Here is an 18,424-nt window from a genome sequence, read left to right as displayed (position 1 = left end):
GAAAACTTCATGAATTTTAAGGATCTGTTAGCAACGAATATGCCAGCTTCGCCATTTAGCGGGTCAAAATGTTTCAATAGCGAACAGTAAGAAAACTGCGCTAGAAAAACTCAAAAAACAATCTAAACAAAAAAGCTGCATAACCCCTATGCAGCTTTTTTCATCATTAGAATCAAATACTTAATTAAAGTAAATTTGATCTAACTTTATCTTTTGCAAATTATAACACATTGATTTCTGATTGCTTCTTAGAATTTATATTTTATTAAAAATTAATATAAGTCAGTTTTATTATTATTAAATTTTCTTTTATTTATTATGATTTTATTTTTATCTTTTTACCTGACCCCCCTAATTAAAAAGCTTATGCAAATCTATTAAGGTCGGGGCCGATTTGCATTCAGCAATTTAGTTGAATGTTGTACTTCTTTCAAAATCTGATGAAGCTCTTCATGTTTTCTTGTTTCGGCCTGTTGGTGAACACAATAACCGAGTAAACCCACCATCAGCACAAAAATAGGAATCGTATAAATTTTCATTTTTGTAGTTGAGTTATGTAACAGCATTGAAATTATGCTAACAAAATAACAATAAAATTGTGACATAGTTTACAAGTAACCCGATAAAATGCAGTTTTTTCAATTATTTAGAGTTTTTATATTCTTCATTTTTTTATACTTCTTATTCAATTAATCATAATTTTTTGAGTCATATTTTTTTATTTTTTAGTCATTTTTTGAATATTAAAAGAAATTAATTGATTGATTCTATTTTTTATTTTTTTAGAAATTTGTTTTTACTATATAAATTTATCGAGTGAAAAATATCTTTTAAAGCTCACTATAGCTTTCATTATTTTATTTAGCTTTTCTTCTAAAAAATTCATCCATTTCCTGTTAAAAATTCTTCTAAATAAATGATATTTTGAAAGTTCCTTCCCTATTTTTTAATTTTTATTCAATTCAACCTAATATTGCTAAACTTAAATTTACCCAAGACTTTTAAGAAAATTTCTTCATTCAGTCTTGGGTGAATCTTTTACCTTAAGCAGCCAGCTGCTCATCACGTTTAAATACCAACTCACCTTTTAGTGAACTTTCAGCATCAAAATAATACCCATCGATATTAAAGGCTTTTAAGTCTTCAGTTCGTTTAATCTGGTTTTCAATGATAAAGCGCGCCATTAAACCACGAGCTTTCTTGGCATAGAAGCTGATGACTTTATATTTGCCATTTTTCTGATCTAAAAATACCGGCTTGATGATTTCAGCCTGAATTTTGCTTTCTTTCACTGCCTTGTAATATTCATCCGAAGCAATATTGACCAGAATTTCAGACTCTGCTGCTGCCAGATCATGATTGATCAGGTCAGTGATGGTATGTCCCCAGAACTCGTAGAGATGAGCACCACGTGGGTTAGTCAATTTGGTTCCCATCTCCAGACGGTAAGGCATCATCAGATCCAGCGGACGCAATAAGCCATAGAGGCCGGATAACATACGCAGATGGTTCTGTGCGTAATGAATCTGATCCTGCTTTAATTGGTAAGCATCCAGACCGGTATAAACATCCCCTTTAAAGGCAAAGATTGCCTGACGAGCATTGGAAAAATCAAAATCCGGCTGCCAGTCTCTGAAGCGTTCCGCATTCAAATTGGCAATTTTTTCACTGACGCTCATTAAGCTGGAAATTTCAGTTGCTGATAACTTGCGGGCAACTTCTATCAATTCCTGGGAATGTTCCAGCAATCTTGCCCGAGTAAATTGATCGGTAGGTAAAGGTGTTTCGTAATCTAGAGTCTTGGCTGGAGAAATTAAAGCAAGCATAGCGACCTGGTTAAAAAATGATTAATCAAACTATATCAGTAGACTTATTTTAATTCCAATTCATGTTTTTATTTATCATAATCGTTAAAATAGAAAATTCTCCTGCAATTTATCGGTTTGCTATGTCCGAACCAATCTACCTCCAAGGCCCTGCTGGCCAACTTGAGGTTTTTGTGGATTATCCTCAGGGTGAAGTGAAAGGATTCGCGATTGTTTGTCATCCCCATCCATTACAAGGTGGCACACCACAACATAAAGTTCCGGTGTTACTGGCGCAAATGTTTTTAGAGCGTGGTTGTGTTGTCTATCGTCCAAGTTTCCGTGGTTCTGGTCAAAGTGCCGGTCTGCATGATGAAGGCTTTGGCGAAACGGATGATATACTTGAAGTCATTAAATATGCGCGTCGCCAACATATTGACCTGCCTTTCTTTGCGGGCGGTTTCAGTTTTGGCGCACATGTTATGGCCAAGTGTTACGCCGCCCTGCCAGTTGAACTGCAACCTTCAAAAGTGATTTTGTGTGGTCTACCGACTGCAACCGTAGCTGGCCTACGTCACTATGTTACACCACAGATCAAAGGTGATATTTTATTTATTCATGGTGAAGCGGATGATGTCACGCTTTTATCCGACATGATTGAATGGGCCAAGCCTCAACGTCATCTGGTCACGATCTTGCCTGGCGCAAATCATTTCTTTACCGGTTATTTAAAACAGCTTCGGATTGCGATGAGCCGTTTCCTCGCATTAAGCTGATCAAAAAAACCTCATCGAATGATGAGGTTTTTTTATTCAGAAATAAAATCTTTAGCATGAATTTCATAAATTACAGCCCGATATTTAGGTTTATCTAGGTGGTTGGTAATTTTTCCACCTACACGTTCTGCAATTTTTCGGCTAGCCCAGTTTTCTTCGGCTACCGGATAGCTCAAAGCTTTGATCCCTAATGTATTAAAAGCATAGCCCACAATACAACGTACTGCCTCATGTCCATAATAATGACCATGCGCCGTTTCACGAATCCAGATACCCACTTCAGGTATTTCATCATGCAGTCGATGCAAACCACATAATCCGATAAATTCATGTCTTTCAATATGGCGAATCACAAAAATATATTCTTTATGATCAGCCATATTGTTTAGCCAGTTTTGCCAGACTGTTGCAAATACCTGTTCAGATTCCGGTGCATCCCATGCCATAAAACGGGTCAAACTCGGGGTAATCGAGGCATAGGCTTCCGCAGCATCGGATGACTTAAAATAATCTAAAACAAGACGTTTACTTTGCAATATAGGCGAAAGACTTTGCATTTGTTGAACTAGTTCTTCCACTCAAACTCACTAAAACTTTCTTGTTCTTTCAACGATGCTTCAACAGCTTGTGCCAACTGATTTAATAAACTTTGTTCTGTAATCCGGTCCAGCCAGTCCTGTTCTTCATCCGGGTAAGAGGCGATTTCACAAATCAGGTGCCCTTCCTGGTCTCGTGTCTCACAGCTCACTGATAATGGCAACTCGTGTTCATCGACACTTACGGCCACTTGTGCGCCACTTTGCGCCAAGGTTTTAAAGCCATATTTACCGAGCTCTTCCGTCAGCAGATGTGCCACATATTCCTGAGCCTGCTGACTGCCCTGTAATTGTTCCTGGCTCTGAGGATTGGCCATAAATTTTAATTTTCGCATTGCTACATCCAAATGGCTTTTTTGTTGTATGGTTTTAGCATAAGCCAATATAAACAAAACAGCCAAGCAAAAGCTTGGCTGTTTCATGTAAATTTTAGAATTATTCTGTCACTTCAATCGCCAGACCAGCTTGAGAAGTCAGTTCAGTGAAGGTTGGGAAACTGGTTGCGACGGTTTCAGTCCCAACAATCTTGATTTCACCTGAGTTACGCAGACCTGCAATAGAGAAGCTCATGGCAATACGATGATCATGATGCGATTCAATTTCACCGCCAGTAAAGATTGGTGACCAGTCGCCTGTCTTACCTTTACCTTCGATAATGATGCCATCATCAGTTGGTGTACAGTCAATGCCCATGGTTTTCAAACCATCTGCCATCACTTGAATACGATCAGATTCTTTGACACGCAGCTCAGCAGCACCAGTTAGAATCGTTTGGCCTTCTGCACATGCAGCAGCAATGAATAATGCCGGGAATTCATCAATTGCTAGTGGCACTTGGTCTTCCGGCATATGAATGCCTTTTAACGTACGTGTACCGCGAATACGAATGTCTGCAATCGGTTCACCGCCTGCAATACGTTCATTTTCAACAGTGATGTCCGCACCCATCTGTTTCAAGATTTCAATCACACCAGTACGGGTCGGGTTAATGCCTACCGCTTCCAAAGTCACGTCTGAATTTTCAGTAATCGCTGCACCGACCATAAAGAAAGCTGCAGATGAAATATCAGAAGGCACCTGAATGTTAGTACCCACCAGCTTGCCGCCACCTTGCAGGGAAATACGGTTGCCTTCAGTTTTTACTTCATAACCAAAAGCACGCAACATACGTTCAGTATGGTCACGGGTTGGTTCAGGTTCAGTCACTGAAGTTTCACCTTCCGCCCAAAGACCTGCCAGCAGAATACCTGATTTCACCTGAGCAGATGCCATTGGCAAGTCGTATTGAATACCTTTCAGGTTTTGATTACCCGTAATCGATACTGGTGGTGTACCACGTTCACCCGTAGTTTGAATCTGCGCGCCCATCAAACGTAATGGTTTTGCAATACGCTCCATTGGACGTTTAGACAGGGATGCATCACCCGTCATCACCGAATCAAATTTCTGAGCTGACAGCATGCCAGCCAGCAGGCGCATCGAAGTACCCGAGTTGCCCATGTAAAGCGCAGACTTCGGTGCTTTCAGACCTTGCATACCCACGCCATGAATGGTCACTTCACCATTTTTAGGGCCTTCAATGCTTACGCCCATATCACGGAATGCCTGTAAAGTTGCAAGTGCATCTTCACCCTCAAGGAAACCCGTCACATGCGTTGTGCCTTCAGCGATGGCACCAAACATGATGGAACGGTGTGACACAGATTTGTCACCTGGCACGGTAAATTTACCTTGGAACGTCTTGGCACCTGGTTGAATGGTAAATTGTTGTGTCACTTTATTTTTCTCCATGAGAGGTTTCTTGGCGAGCATATGATTGAAGTGCTGACGCGCGGCTTGCGCATGCCCCAATAAGCCCATTAAAGCTTGTGAATCTTCATCTTCAATCAGCTTGCGGATAATCGCGAGTTGAGCTTCAAAGCCGTCCACGGCATTGAGAATCGCCTTTTTATTGGCAAAAAAGATGTCATGCCACATTTGTGGATCACTGGCGGCAATACGCGAGAAGTCGCGGAAGCCACCGGCAGCATAACGAAAAATATCCAGATTGTCTTCGCGCTTGGCCAGTTGTTCGACCAGGTTGAAGGCCATCAGATGCGGAAGATGACTGGTATGGGCCAGCACTTCATCGTGCTTTTCCACATCCATACAAATCACTTCCGCTTTGGCCACCTGCCACAGTTGAATCAGTTTATCGACCGCCCATTGTCCGCTGCTTGGTAACGGCGTCAAAATCACCTTGTGATTGGCAAATAGATCGACCTTACCTGCATGCACGCCGGTATGTTCAGCACCCGCAATTGGATGCCCCGGCACAAAACCGGCTGGCAGATTTTCACCAAACACAGCTTTGGCTGCTTCTACCACATTGCCTTTGGTACTGCCAACATCGGTCAGAATGGCATTTTCCAACAAATAAGGTTTGATCGTTTCTAGCACTTTCTGGGTAGCACGAACAGGTAATGCCAGTACCACCAGATCTGCCCCTTTGACGGCTTCTACAGGATCTGCATATCCGTTGGAAATCAGACCAAGTGCCTTGGCATCTTCCAAGGTTTTTTGTGAGCGGGTCGATGCCACGATGTCATTGGCTAAATGCTCGGCCTGAATGACACGCGCCAGACTTGAACCAATCAATCCAAGTCCGATAAAGGCAACTTTTTCAAACAGTGGCTGCGACATAACTTAAGCTTTCGCCTCTAAGCCAAGCACTTTGCCTAATGCAGCAAGGAATTTGGCATTTTCAGCTTCAGTACCAATCGATACGCGCAAGTGGTTTGGAATACCCACTGGACGCACGATCACACCTTCTTTCAACAACTTGTTAAATGTTTCTGCTGGATCAGCCTGTACATCGACCAAGATGAAATTCGCGCGTGAAGGTACATAGTTCAGGCCCAAAGCTTTGAAGCCAGCTTCAAGCTGTGCCATACCTGCTTTATTCACTTCACGAGATTTCTCGATGAAGGCTTCATCTTTCAGTGCAGCAACTGCAGCAACCATGGCTAAATGGTTCACGTTGAATGGCTGACGGATACGATTTAAATAGTCAGTTACTTCAACCGATGCCAATGCAAAACCAACACGCAGTGCAGCCAGACCATAACACTTAGACAAAGTACGGCTGACAATCAGATTAGGATACTGCTTCAGGAATTTCAGGCTGTTGAAGTTTTCCGGGAAATATTCCACATAAGCTTCGTCCAGTACCACGATGACATTCGCTGGCACTTTCTGCATGAATGCTTCAAATTCAGCTTCTTCAAACCAGGTGCCTGTCGGGTTGTTTGGGTTCGCAATAAAGATCAGCTTGGTGTTGTCTTTAATTGCAGCCGCCATCGCCTCAAGATCATGCGAGAAGCCTTTTGCTGGTACTTCAATCGCTTCAGCATGGATCGCTTGAGTTACCAGAGCATATACTGCAAATGCATGCTGGCTGTAAATCACAGAATCGCTTGAAGAAACGAATGCGCGGGCAAACATTTCCAGTAAGTCGTTTGAACCGTTGCCCAAAGTAATCTGGTCATGATTAAAACCAAATTGTGCTTTGATCTGGTCTTTCAGGATAAAACCACCACCATCTGGATAACGACCAATTTCTGCCAGTTCTGCAGCGACTGCTTCTTTGACTTTATCTGAACAGCCCAGCGGGTTTTCATTTGAAGCCAGTTTTACGATATCAGTGATGCCCAACTCACGCTCAAGCTCATTGATCGGTTTACCTGGTTGATATGGCTTTAATTTAGAGATGCCTTCATTGGCTGGGACAAACGACATTTTATACTTCCGATTTACAGATGAACCAGTGGTTAGCACCCTCGCACTAACCACGAAAGGCTGCTTTTATAAAACAGCTGCAGGATATGAACCAAGCACGCGGACTTCTTTCACAAGCGGACGAATTTCTTCGATCGCAGCTTTAACATTTTCCTGCTCAATATGACCTTCAAGATCGATAAAGAATACATAAGCCCATTTTTCAGGAAGTGCAGGTCGAGTTTCAATACTGGTTAGACTAATGTTGTGTTTGGCAAATGGAGCCAGAATCTCTAGCAATGCACCGGCACGGTCATGTGCAGAAACCAGTAATGAAGTTTTATCATTACCACTTTGTGGCACTTTTTCACGGCCAATTACCAGGAAGCGTGTAGTGTTTTCTGGATTGTCCTCAATATTGCTGTGCATAATCTCAAGATTATAAATATTCGCAGCAATTTCAGAAGCAATCGCAGCAGAATGCCATTCATTCTGAATACGGCGCGCAGCTTCAGCATTTGAACTGAGTGCCACACGTTCTACACCTGGATAATGAGCATCCAGCCATTTACGGCACTGAGCCAGAGTTTGCTGATGTGCATAGATCTGTTTAATACTGTCTTTACGGGTATTTTCAGAGATCAGGAACTGATGATGAATGGGTAATTCTACTTCGCCAATCACATTCAGATGCGAAGTCTTGAAACAGTCTAAAGTGTGGTTCACTACCCCTTCAGAGGAGTTTTCAACCGGTACCAGACCATAATGTGCACTGCCCGCTTCTACTTCACGGAACACTTCATCAATGGTGGGTAATGGACGAACTACAGCATCATGACCAAAATGTTTCAATACTGCTGAGTGTGTGTAGGTACCAGCAGGTCCCAAGAATGCAATACTTTGCGGTGCTTCAAGCGCCAAACAAGCCGACATGATCTCGCGGAACAGACGTGCCATCGTCGTATCTGACAATGGTCCTTCATTGCGCTCCATAACATTGCGCAAAACCTGTGCTTCACGTTCCGGACGGTAAAACAGCGGATTTTCTTCAGATGCGAATTTTGCTTTTGCTACAGCCTCAGCCAAACGTGCACGACGGTTAATCAATTGCTGGATTTGTTGATCAACTGAATCGATATCTTCACGAATTTTAGCCAAGTCTAAAGAAGCCGTTGTGTTTTGATCGTCGTTGATCATCGTGATGTCGCCCTTCATAAACCTTATCTGTGCAGTATAACAATTAGTGCGCTGCAAATGTTACACAATATAACTTTAGTAGATTAATTCTTAAAAACAGGGAGTTGATTTTAACCGTTAATCGCTTTAGTCACATCTGGTAACATTTCTTTCAGCATTTTCGCATGTTTTACATTATCAAATTGTAAACTTTGCCCGCTCATCTTAACTGATTTCTATCAAGATGAAATATCACTATTTCTTAATCTACATAACGATTTTAAGCATAAGAAAATAAAAATAAAGCCATCTCGATACTTCTAGTTTGACTACTTAAAATCTGAGTGACAGTTCACAATAAAATGCACATAGAAAACTGTTTTTTTAATCATTTTCCTTTGATTTAATTTGATTTTTTACACTAAATCACTATTTGGTTACAAAGCAGAGACGTTTTTTAAACCTTAAATCGCTAGTCTAATTTAAAACTATATTGGGGGTGCCTATAATGCCAAAAAGAATAGCGGTACTTGTAACGAATAATTTTGAAGATCTTGAATATACTGAGCCTGTTGCGGCCTTACTCGCTGCAGAGCATAGTGTCTGTAATATTGAACTACATGCCGGAAAAGTCGTACATGGATTACATGGTCAGTCGAGTGTAACGATTGATTGGGGAATTGATCATATCAGTATTGATGATTTTGATGGCCTACTCATTCCGGGCGGTGAATCGCCTGTATCCCTCGCCAACGATACGCGAGTCTTACATTTCATTCAGGCTTTTAATGAGACCAAAAAGACCATCTTCAGTCTTTGCGACGCATCTTTATTACTCAGTGAAGCTGATGTTTTAAAGAACCGCATCATTACCAGTATCCGTGCGCATGCACCTCGAGTACAACATGCAGGTGCGACGTATTATGATGTCGAACTAGTCAATGACAATAATCAGCTGATTTCATCTCGAGTACCCAATGATTTGCCAATTTTTATTCATGAATGTCTGGATGTATTAAAATCTTAAAATAATAAAATATCTAGATTTCAAGAATATTCTTTCCATAAAAAAAGAGTCCATTTCGGACTCTTTTTTTTATCTGTTAAGTTTTAACGTCCAAGCAGACCGCGAGCGACAATTTCTTTCATGATTTCATTGGTACCGCCATAGATCCGTTGAATGCGGGCATCAACAAAGAAACGCGAAATCGGGTATTCAGTCATATAGCCATAACCACCAAAGAGCTGAAGCAGATTGTCAGCAACTTTCATCTGCATATCTGTCGAGAAGCTCTTTAGCGCTGCTGCAGTTTCAACATCCAGCTTGCCTTGCATATACAACTCAACATTCTGGTTATAGAAAGCTGCTGTTGCCAGCTCGTCAATCTTGGCCTGTGCCAGTACAAAACGGGTATTCTGGAACTGACCAATCGCCTGACCAAAGGCCTGACGCTCTTTGACATATTGAGTCGTTAGATCAATCGAGCCACGAATGGCGCCCAGTGCAGTAGCAGCAATAGCGGTACGTTCACGTGGGAGTTCCTGCATTAGATATACAAAGCCCTGACCTAGCTGACCCAGCAACTGATCTTTCGGTACTTTGACATTATCGAAGAACAGCTCTGAAGTATCCTGTGAATGCAGACCAATCTTGTCCAGATTCTTACCTTTTTTAAAGCCTTCCAGATGCGTATCCACCAGCATCAAAGACACACCTTTGGCGCGTGCTTGCGGATCGGTTTTCACGGCTAATACGACTAAGTCAGCATGCTGACCATTGGAGATAAAAGTTTTAGAACCATTCAATAAATAATGGTCATCCTGCAAGATGGCATTGGTTCGCATGGCTTGCAGATCAGAACCAGCACCCGGCTCAGTCATGCCAATCGCACCGACCACTTCACCAGACACCATTTTCGGTAACCAGTATTTTTTCTGTTCTTCAGTACCAATATGCAGGATATACGGCGCTGCGATATCCGAATGGCAAGACAGACCAGTTGAAATTGCGCTATAGCCTGCTCTTGCCGACTCTTCGATTAACATCAGGGAATAGTGGGTCGGAACACCGTAGCCACCATATTCTTCCGGAACATCGACACATAAGAAGCCATTTTCACCCATCGCATTCCAGACTGAACGCGGCATCATGCCTTCACGCTCCCACTCTTCATAGTAAGGCGCTACGTGTTCATTCATAAAGCGTTTGAAATTGTCGCGGAAAAGTTCCAGGTCAGCATCGTAAGCCAGCATTCTTTTATCCTTATCGTGTTTATCGTTTTATTTCCTGTGCACAGGCTAACTATTTTTAGAAAGGCTGTCATGTGCCTGACTTATTTTTTCGCTAACTTCACAGTCAGATAAAAATAAAAAGGAAGCCGAAGCCACTGCTGTCCCATAGTTTGCTTTAAATAAAAAAACCTAAGTCCTAACAGTTAAAATATGAGTGCAAACAAACACTTTAACGACCAGGATTCAGGTTTTGTCACATCAGAATACCGTATTTCATGAGCTAATTAAACCTGTTGTGCGACAGGATTTTGAACAACTTGCTAAAGTACACCATGTTGGACAGAAATTTAGAGCGGCTTCCCGGTGGGATCAGTTTATTGCCATATTGATGTCTCAATTCTCTTGTAGGCAAAGTCTGAGAGATATTCAATCCAATTTGGAGTGCCAACAGGAAAAGCTAAGTCATCTCGGAGCAAAGTCTATTCCCCGAAGCACGCTGGCACGAATCAATGAGCAGCAGCCTGCTGCCTTGTATCAACAGCTATTTTACAAGTTGCTTAAATACTATGAACACTCAAAAGTAGCTCATAAATTTCGCTTTAAGAATCCCTTGTATTCCTTGGATGCCAGTCATATTGACCTGTCGCTTTCCTTATGTGAATGGGCCAAAGTTCACGACTCAAAAGCCAGCATGAAACTCAGTATAGGATTGAATCACAGCAATGATATTCCTGAGTTTGTTGCAGTTGAAAATGGCAAAGAAAATGACATGGTACAAGGCCGCAAATTCCAGTTTCCTGCTGGCAGCATTGTAGTTTTTGATAAAGGCTATGTCGATTACCAATGGTATGCAAATCTGACTGCTCAAAACATTGGATTTGTCACACGTTTTAGGCCTAAATCTGTGTATCAGGTGATCCAACAACATCCAGTGCTTGAATCCAAAGGTATTCTAAAAGATGAAACCATTCAGCTGAATAGCGCACATGCCCTAAAAAGAAAAGCCCCAATGTTAAGAAGAATTGAATATAGAGATCAGCAAAGTGGCAAGCACTTTAGCTTTCTCAGCAATAACTTTCATTTAGCCGCCTCCACCATTGCGGCGATTTATAAAGATCGTTGGAAAGTTGAGCTGTTCTTTAAGGCGATTAAGCAGAATCTCAAATTAAAAGCGTTTCTAGGCCGCAGCAGGAACGCAATTCAGACACAAATCTGGATTGCGATGATCGCCTATTTATTGGTGAGTTTCGCTCAACATTTAGGAAAAACAGGTTGGACAGTTCAACGTTTACTCAGAATAATTCAAGTGAATTTGTTTGAAAGAAGAACTTTAAAAGCTTTATTTTCACCCGATAAAATACCCATAAAACAAGAGGAAGCTCATTTGAGCTTCCTCTTGTGAAAAATTGTGGGACAGCAATGAAGCCGAAGCTTCCTTTTTATGACCTACAAGACGAACTCGAATTTAATGAGCGTTGTTGCCTTCCTGCGCCATTTTTTCATCAATTTCAGCCGGATTTGCTAATGCATAGTTCAGCTTGTCCATGTCTAACTGACCGACCCATTTTGCTACAACCAGAGTTGCCAAAGAGTTACCGACTAGATTGGTCAAGGCACGAGCTTCAGACATGAAGCGGTCAATACCGAGAATCAAGGCCAGACCTGCAACCGGAATATTACCTACAGCCGCTAAGGTTGCTGCCATCACGATAAAGCCTGAACCAGTTACACCCGCTGCACCTTTAGAAGAAATGAGCAATACGAGAAGCAAGGTAATCTGGTGAGACAAATCAAGTTGCGTATTGGTCGCCTGTGCAATGAAGATTGCCGCCATTGTCAGGTAAATCGAAGTACCATCCAGGTTGAATGAATAACCTGTTGGAATGACCAAACCTACCACTGACTTTTCAGCACCTGCAAGCTCAAGTTTTTTCAGCATACGTGGCAATACAGATTCAGACGATGAAGTACCCAGTACAATCAACAGCTCTTCACGAATCAGGCGAATCATCTTGACAATGCTAAAGCCGGTAAAACGAGCAATTGAACCCAGCACAATAAAGATGAACAGCAAACAGGTGATATAGAAGCAGATGATCAACTGGGCCAATTGCGCCAGAGAACCGATCCCATATTTACCGATCGTGAAAGCCATCGCACCAAATGCACCAATAGGCGCAAGTTTCATGATCATGTTCACGATGTTAAAGAACACATGTGAAATCTGATCTACCAGTTTGAGGACTGGCTTACCTTGTGCACCCAGTTTGTGTAATGCAAAACCGAACAGGATCGCAAATAAAAGGACTTGCAGGATTTCGCCTTCAGCAAATGCTCCAACCACCGTATTTGGAATGATATTCATAAAGAAATCAACGGTAGACTGAGAAGCACCCGACTCTACATATTTAGAAATCCCGGCCGTGTCCAGCGATGCCGGATCAACATTCATCCCAACGCCTGGCTTGGCAATATTAATTACCAGAAGACCAATGATCAGCGCTATCGTTGACACGATTTCGAAGTAAAGTAGAGCGACACCACCAGTTTTACCAACTGATTTCATACTCTCCATGCCTGCGATCCCACTAACCACGGTACAGAAAATCACAGGTGCGATGATCATTTTAATTAAACGGATAAATGCATCACCCAGCGGCTTCAGTTGTTCGCCCAAACCTGGAACATATTGTTCTGCACCATTAATGATTTGTGTACCACTTGGCGAGAAATGTCCGACGAGGATACCCGCAATAATGGCTACAATCACTTGAAAATAAAGCGACTTATAAATTGGTTTTTTAGCCATAACCTTACTTCACGATATACTTCTAACCAGAAGCAATATTCAGTTTTCACTTATTTTTAAAAAACAAGCGTCCAATACTTCATTGTCTGAAACAAAAAAGTGCCTATGTATCAAAAAATTAATCTGATACTGAAATTAGAATGTGTATGTACATTTAACAATCACAGGAACACTGATCCTTAAGAAAAATCAGTGCATTGATCAGGAGATAAAGCAAACACAAGAATTGCGTGAAATTTTAACCGTTTTTTAGACTTTTGTTTAACCCGAAATGTTAAATTTGCCTAAATACTAAACAATACCTCTTAGACTATAGTCTTATAAAACTATAATAATTCTGCAAAATAAGAAGGTGAAATACCAATATCAGCGTAAAATATGCCAATACTTGATGAACATGATTGATCTATGCCCATGACCACAAAGCGAAATATTTATAAAGATGCCGAACATCCTTTTGCCCAGTTTATTCGTATTATTGGCAAGGGAAAAAATGGTGCACGTTCTTTAAGCTATGAAGAAGCCTATCAGGCTTTTAGCATGATCCTGAAAAATGAGGTGCTGAACGTACAACTGGGCGCTTTTCTGATGCTATTACGTGTCAAGGAAGAATCTGTTGATGAACTCGCAGGCTTTGTGCAGGCGACCCGGGACCAGCTGAATTTTAAGGCACTGGATGTTGATCTGGACTGGTCCTCTTATGCAGGCAAACGCAAACATTATCCTTGGTTCATTCTGGCTGCGCTTACCCTTGCCAAGCATGGCTATAATATCGTGATGCATGGTGCTTCAGGTCATACCTTGAATCGGGTCTATACCGAACAGGTACTTAACTACTTAGGCTATCCAATCTGCCAGAATGATGCTGACGTGGAACAGCAGCTTAAAGACAAACATTTTGCTTACCTGCCTCTGGAGGTGATCTCTCCAATTCTGGCTGAGCTGATCGGGCTACGTAATGTTATGGGTCTACGCTCCCCGATTCATACGCTGGCACGTCTGATTAATCCATTTAATGCCAAAGCGACTTTACAGGCTATTTTCCACCCTGCTTATCGTAGTTCACATCAGCAGTCCGCTTATAAGTTAGGTTATCAAAATAGTGCAGTCATTAAAGGTGAAGGTGGCGAATTTGAACGTAACCCGGATGCCAAAACTTTAATCTGCGGGATTAAGAATGGCGAACTTTATGAGCACGAATTACCAAAACTGACCGACAACCGTAGTCCGATTGAAGAAGAGCTGGATCTGGCTGTATTTAAACAAGTATGGGAAGGTCAACGCTCACATGAATATGGTGAGATCGCAGTTGTCGAAACTATGGGCATTGCACTGTATACCATGGGCAAATGTGACAGCTATGAAGTAGCGATGCAAAAAGCCAGAGGGCTCTGGAATAGCCGCCTTTCAGTTTGATCAAGCCAAAAAACAGACATTAAAAAAGACCACATTTGTGGTCTTTTTTTCGGTTTCGATTAAACGAAACGGATTGGCTTGAATTCCGGCTCATTTTTGTGATGATCATCATCACACTGTTCACCTTCTTCTTTAGTGCCACGATCGATATAACCACTACGTTCGGTTTCTGGCAGGTTTTTCATTTCCCAGGCATAGACAGCCTGCATACAGGTCTGACGCTGCTCCTGGGTCAGTGCCACACCATTCGGCCACTTGCCAATTTCAATGGCTGTTCTTAAGCGTTCTACAATCTCAGGATTGAGTACGGCAAGCATTTGTTCAATATTCATATTTAATCCTGCTTAAGATAGTCGAAGTCCTGATTCCAGCCCAGTTTGGTTCGACATGCATTATAGAAGTCATAACCTGGCGGATGCAGAAGATTCAGTTTAAAGGGATGCTTACGAATATGGACGCTATCGCCAACATTCAAAGACACACTGTGTTGTCCATCCGCACTCACCATCGGCAGTACGCGATTTTCACGAATCATTAGTTTAATTTCACTATGCCCTCCGACCACAATCGGACGTGAAGACAAGGTATGCGGATGCATCGGCACCAGCACAATTGCATCCATACTTGGATGCACAATCGGTCCACCACCGGACAGTGCATAGGCTGTTGAACCGGTCGGTGTAGATACAATCAGGCCATCACTATGCTGGCGATAGACATATTGTCCATCAATATTCAGCTCGAAATCAATCATGTGTACCGATTTACCTGAGTGCAAGACCACATCATTCAAAGCAATCGCGTCATAGATGATTTCACCTTTAGAGCGAACTTCCATTTCCAATAAGAAACGGCGTTCTGCCTGAAAATCACCTTTTAATACCTGATCCAGTTTGAAGATGACTTCGGTTGGCTTGATATCGGTCAGGAAGCCCAAACGACCACGGTTCACCCCGATCACTGGCGTATTGTATTTTACCAATGCCCGCGCTGCATGTAACAGTGAACCATCCCCACCTACCACAATCACCAGATCAACCACTTCGCCCAACAAGGCGCGGCTAACTGTTTGGGTATTCTGATAAGGAACCAGTTCAGCTGTATCTGCATCAAAAACAGGATGTAGACCTAAATTGAGCAGATGATCGTGGATCAGGCATAAGGTTTCAACCACTGAAGATTTATCCGGGCGTCCAATCAACCCGATATTTCGAAATGTCTTGTGGGAAATTTGCACCAGTGTCGTCGCTCCGCTTCGAATCTTGCTTATCATAACATTAAGCTTAAATAGGATGACAATTTATAACATGACAAAGCTGTGCAGGATTGAATTGAAATAGATTGAAATTAAGGAGAAAATGTGAAGTTTAATTTTAATTTTAATCTCAATAATTGATTAAATATTGCAAAATAATGAAAAGCTTCGCATGATTAGCACAATTTCACAGGGTCTTATCGTCATTTATGAAATCTGAACGAGGTATGGGGTTCATTGCCTTAATCTTCTCCATTCTAGTCATTTCTGCATTTGTAGCATTTAGTATCTATTTGATTAAATTAGATAATATTGTACGTGAAAAATTTGAAGGCCAACGCTGGGATATTCCGGCCAAGGTTTTCGCACGCCCGATGGAAGTGTATGTAAATGCCCCTGTCAGCCAGCAGGATTTCCAACAAGAATTAAAATTACTGGGTTATAAAGGTTCAGACAGCTATACCAAATCGGGCAGCTTTGTCAGCACTGGCAATACCATGTATGTGCATACCCGTGGCTTTGATTTTGGCGATCGCGTTGAACCTGAACAGGTATTGAAAGTCAGCTTTAATGGCGATCAGATTGCTGAAGTAAGTGCGACCAAGCCCTCTTCTAGCGGGATTGCCCGTCTGGAACCTTTATTGATTGGCGGTATTTATCCACAGCATAATGAAGACCGTGTGCTAATTAAGCTCAATAAAGTGCCTAAACCGTTAATTGATGCTTTAATTGCTACTGAAGACCGCAATTTCTACAATCACCATGGCGTATCTCCACGCGGGATTGCACGTGCAGTGGTGAGCAATATTACTGGTGGTAAGCGTCAAGGTGGTTCAACCCTCACCCAGCAGCTGGTCAAGAATTTCTACTTAACACCAGAACGTACCTTAAAGCGTAAGGTAAATGAAGCCTTTATGGCGATGCTGATTGAATTGCATTATGGCAAAGATGAGATTCTGGAAGCCTATTTAAATGAAGTGAATCTGGGCCAGAACGGCAACTATTCTGTAAATGGTTATGGTCTGGCTTCACAATTTTATTTTGGCCTCCCGTTACGTGAACTGAATATTTCTCAACAGGCCTTTTTAGTCGGTCTGGTTCAAGGTCCAAGCCTGTATAACCCATGGCGTAATCCCGAACTTGCGAAAAAACGTCGTGATGTGGTTCTGAATAATATGCTGGTAATGGGTAATCTGACCCAAGATCAGTATGAAACAGAAACTGCCCGTCCGCTGAACGTCATTTCCAAGCCAACTTTGGGCCCTGCCCGCTTCCCGGATTTTCTGGACATTGTTCGCCGTCAATTGCGTACCGAATATCAGGAAACTGATTTAACCAACCAGGGTCTGCGTATTTTCACCACCTTAGATCCATTGGCACAAACCCGAATTCAAGACAGCTTTAAGAAAAGTGTAGCCCGTTTAAGCAAAGCCAATCCAGGCCGTCTAAAAGATTTGCAAGGCGCTGTTCTGGTCGCACACCCTGAGAATGGCGAACTGGTTGCAGCAGTAGGCTCTACTCAGGACTTTACCGGTTTTAACCGTGCTTTAGATGCCAAACGTCAGGTTGGATCTTTACTCAAACCGGTGATTTATCTGACAGCGCTAGAATCAAATCGTTACCACTGGGCCAGTCCAATTGAAGACAGTCAGATCACCATTCAAAGTGATGGCAAACCATGGACTCCGAAAAACTATAGCGGTAGTGTACATGGTGTAGTACCGATGTCTCTTGCCCTATCACAATCCTATAACCTGTCTGCGGTGCGTTTGGCACAGGAATTTGGCCTGTCGACCTTTATTAACCATTTGAAAAAATTTGGTGTGACTTCTGACATACCAAATTATCCATCTATTTATTTAGGTGCGGTAGATATGTCACCGATGGAAGTGATGAATATTTACGGCAACTTCGCAACAGGTGGCTTTAAATATCCGGTGAAATCGATTCGTTCTGTAGTCGATGCGAATGGCCACTCGCTTGAACGTTACAGCTTAAGTGTTCAGCCGACGATTGATCCAGCATCAGCCTATGCTCTGAATTATGGTTTACAACAGGTCATGTCGAGTGGTACTGGTCGTTCTGCTTATAACAGTTTGCCACGTAACCTGAATCTGGCGGGTAAATCGGGTACGACAAACGATACCCGTGATTCATGGTTTGCAGGTTATTCTGGCAACTATATGACAGTGGTCTGGTTAGGTCTGGATGACAACAAAGTCACTGGATTAACCGGTTCTTCAGGTGCCCTTCCGGTCTGGACCAATGTCATGAAACAGCTACGTCAGAAGCCGGTGAATCTGGCTCAGCCTAATGAAATTGAATGGCACTGGCTGGACCGTTATACAGGTAAACTGACTGCCCAAGGCTGTGATGGTGCCATGTATATTCCGATTTCACGCCATGCTCTACCAAATCAGGCGACTGCTTGTGGCATCTCACATTACGCCACCGAGCCTTATACGATTGATTCAGAACCTTCACCAGAAGATGAGGAAGAAGATGATCTCAGTCGTTATATACAAGAAAGTGAAACAGAAATAGAACGCGAAGTTGCTAAACAAACCCGTATTATCGCGAGTGGAAGTTATAGCCAATAATTG

16 protein-coding genes are annotated in these 18,424 nt (G+C 42.2%); 5 read left to right on the top strand and 11 right to left on the bottom strand.

Annotation, left to right across the window (positions count from 1 at the left end; all coding sequences use genetic code 11):
- Window positions 1-377: 377 nt before the first annotated feature.
- Both C3F22_RS04230 and yaaA read right to left on the bottom strand, forming a co-directional pair.
- Entirely contained in the window at window positions 378-566 is a 189-nt protein-coding gene (locus C3F22_RS04230) for a hypothetical protein (protein WP_004784216.1), read from the bottom strand.
- A gap of 477 nt (window positions 567-1,043) precedes the next feature.
- Window positions 1,044-1,826 (bottom strand): peroxide stress protein YaaA, encoded by a 783-nt coding sequence (yaaA, locus tag C3F22_RS04225; protein WP_004784218.1) that lies wholly within the window; start codon window positions 1,824-1,826, stop codon window positions 1,044-1,046.
- Window positions 1,827-1,948: 122 nt separating this feature from the next.
- Here yaaA and C3F22_RS04220 point away from each other — a divergent pair, with 122 nt between their 5' ends.
- Window positions 1,949-2,581, top strand: a complete 633-nt coding sequence (locus C3F22_RS04220; protein WP_034590098.1) for an alpha/beta hydrolase — start codon at window positions 1,949-1,951, stop codon at window positions 2,579-2,581.
- Between the two features lie 32 nt (window positions 2,582-2,613).
- Here C3F22_RS04220 and C3F22_RS04215 read toward each other — a convergent pair whose 3' ends face one another.
- The 5 genes from C3F22_RS04215 to pheA all read right to left on the bottom strand — a co-directional run bounded on the left by C3F22_RS04215 (window position 2,614) and on the right by pheA (window position 8,130).
- Entirely contained in the window at window positions 2,614-3,159 is a 546-nt protein-coding gene (locus tag C3F22_RS04215; protein ID WP_004784222.1) for a GNAT family N-acetyltransferase, read from the bottom strand.
- Window positions 3,147-3,512 carry a hypothetical protein gene (locus tag C3F22_RS04210; RefSeq protein WP_004784223.1) on the bottom strand — a complete coding sequence of 122 codons (366 nt, stop codon included), beginning with the start codon at window positions 3,510-3,512 and terminating at the stop codon, window positions 3,147-3,149. The genes C3F22_RS04215 and C3F22_RS04210 overlap by 13 nt, the downstream gene beginning before the upstream one ends.
- Window positions 3,513-3,612: 100 nt before the next feature.
- Window positions 3,613-5,859, bottom strand: a complete 2,247-nt coding sequence (locus tag C3F22_RS04205) for a bifunctional prephenate dehydrogenase/3-phosphoshikimate 1-carboxyvinyltransferase (protein WP_004784225.1) — start codon at window positions 5,857-5,859, stop codon at window positions 3,613-3,615.
- Window positions 5,860-5,862: 3 nt separating this feature from the next.
- Window positions 5,863-6,954: a histidinol-phosphate transaminase gene (gene hisC, locus C3F22_RS04200; protein ID WP_004784227.1), complete on the bottom strand. Its 1,092-nt coding sequence runs from the start codon at window positions 6,952-6,954 to the stop codon at window positions 5,863-5,865.
- 66 nt (window positions 6,955-7,020) lie between these two features.
- Entirely contained in the window at window positions 7,021-8,130 is a 1,110-nt protein-coding gene (pheA, locus tag C3F22_RS04195; protein ID WP_004784230.1) for a prephenate dehydratase, read from the bottom strand.
- Between the two features lie 487 nt (window positions 8,131-8,617).
- On the opposite strand from pheA, the gene C3F22_RS04190 reads away from it, so the two are divergent.
- Entirely contained in the window at window positions 8,618-9,136 is a 519-nt protein-coding gene (locus C3F22_RS04190) for a DJ-1/PfpI family protein (protein ID WP_004784232.1), read from the top strand.
- 83 nt (window positions 9,137-9,219) lie between these two features.
- On the opposite strand, the gene C3F22_RS04185 is transcribed toward C3F22_RS04190, so the two are convergent.
- A complete protein-coding gene (locus C3F22_RS04185; RefSeq protein WP_004784233.1) occupies window positions 9,220-10,362 on the bottom strand; it encodes an acyl-CoA dehydrogenase family protein in 1,143 nt (380 codons plus the stop codon).
- Between the two features lie 229 nt (window positions 10,363-10,591).
- Here C3F22_RS04185 and C3F22_RS04180 point away from each other — a divergent pair, with 229 nt between their 5' ends.
- Window positions 10,592-11,743, top strand: a complete 1,152-nt coding sequence (locus C3F22_RS04180) for an IS4-like element ISAbe18 family transposase (RefSeq protein ID WP_104425907.1) — start codon at window positions 10,592-10,594, stop codon at window positions 11,741-11,743.
- A 63-nt stretch (window positions 11,744-11,806) separates the two neighbouring features.
- On the opposite strand, the gene C3F22_RS04175 is transcribed toward C3F22_RS04180, so the two are convergent.
- On the bottom strand, window positions 11,807-13,150 hold the full coding sequence (locus tag C3F22_RS04175; protein ID WP_004784235.1) for a dicarboxylate/amino acid:cation symporter: 1,344 nt from the start codon (window positions 13,148-13,150) through the stop codon (window positions 11,807-11,809).
- 414 nt (window positions 13,151-13,564) lie between these two features.
- On the opposite strand from C3F22_RS04175, the gene C3F22_RS04170 reads away from it, so the two are divergent.
- On the top strand, window positions 13,565-14,566 hold the full coding sequence (locus tag C3F22_RS04170; protein ID WP_004784237.1) for a glycosyl transferase family protein: 1,002 nt from the start codon (window positions 13,565-13,567) through the stop codon (window positions 14,564-14,566).
- Between the two features lie 59 nt (window positions 14,567-14,625).
- On the opposite strand, the gene C3F22_RS04165 is transcribed toward C3F22_RS04170, so the two are convergent.
- Window positions 14,626-14,898, bottom strand: a complete 273-nt coding sequence (locus C3F22_RS04165; protein ID WP_004784238.1) for a YeaC family protein — start codon at window positions 14,896-14,898, stop codon at window positions 14,626-14,628.
- Between the two features lie 2 nt (window positions 14,899-14,900).
- A complete protein-coding gene (locus C3F22_RS04160; protein ID WP_004784240.1) occupies window positions 14,901-15,839 on the bottom strand; it encodes an NAD(+) kinase in 939 nt (312 codons plus the stop codon).
- Window positions 15,840-16,030: 191 nt separating this feature from the next.
- Between C3F22_RS04160 and mrcB the strand changes: the two genes are divergently transcribed.
- Window positions 16,031-18,421 (top strand): penicillin-binding protein 1B, encoded by a 2,391-nt coding sequence (mrcB, locus tag C3F22_RS04155; protein WP_004784242.1) that lies wholly within the window; start codon window positions 16,031-16,033, stop codon window positions 18,419-18,421.
- Window positions 18,422-18,424: the final 3 nt, after the last annotated feature.

Origin of the sequence: Acinetobacter sp. ACNIH1 (assembly GCF_002934695.1) — a bacterium.
In the GTDB taxonomy this organism is placed as follows: Bacteria; Pseudomonadota; Gammaproteobacteria; order Pseudomonadales; family Moraxellaceae; genus Acinetobacter; species Acinetobacter variabilis.
Note: the sequence above shows the minus strand (reverse complement) of the source record. Positions and strands in the feature narration are given on the sequence as shown.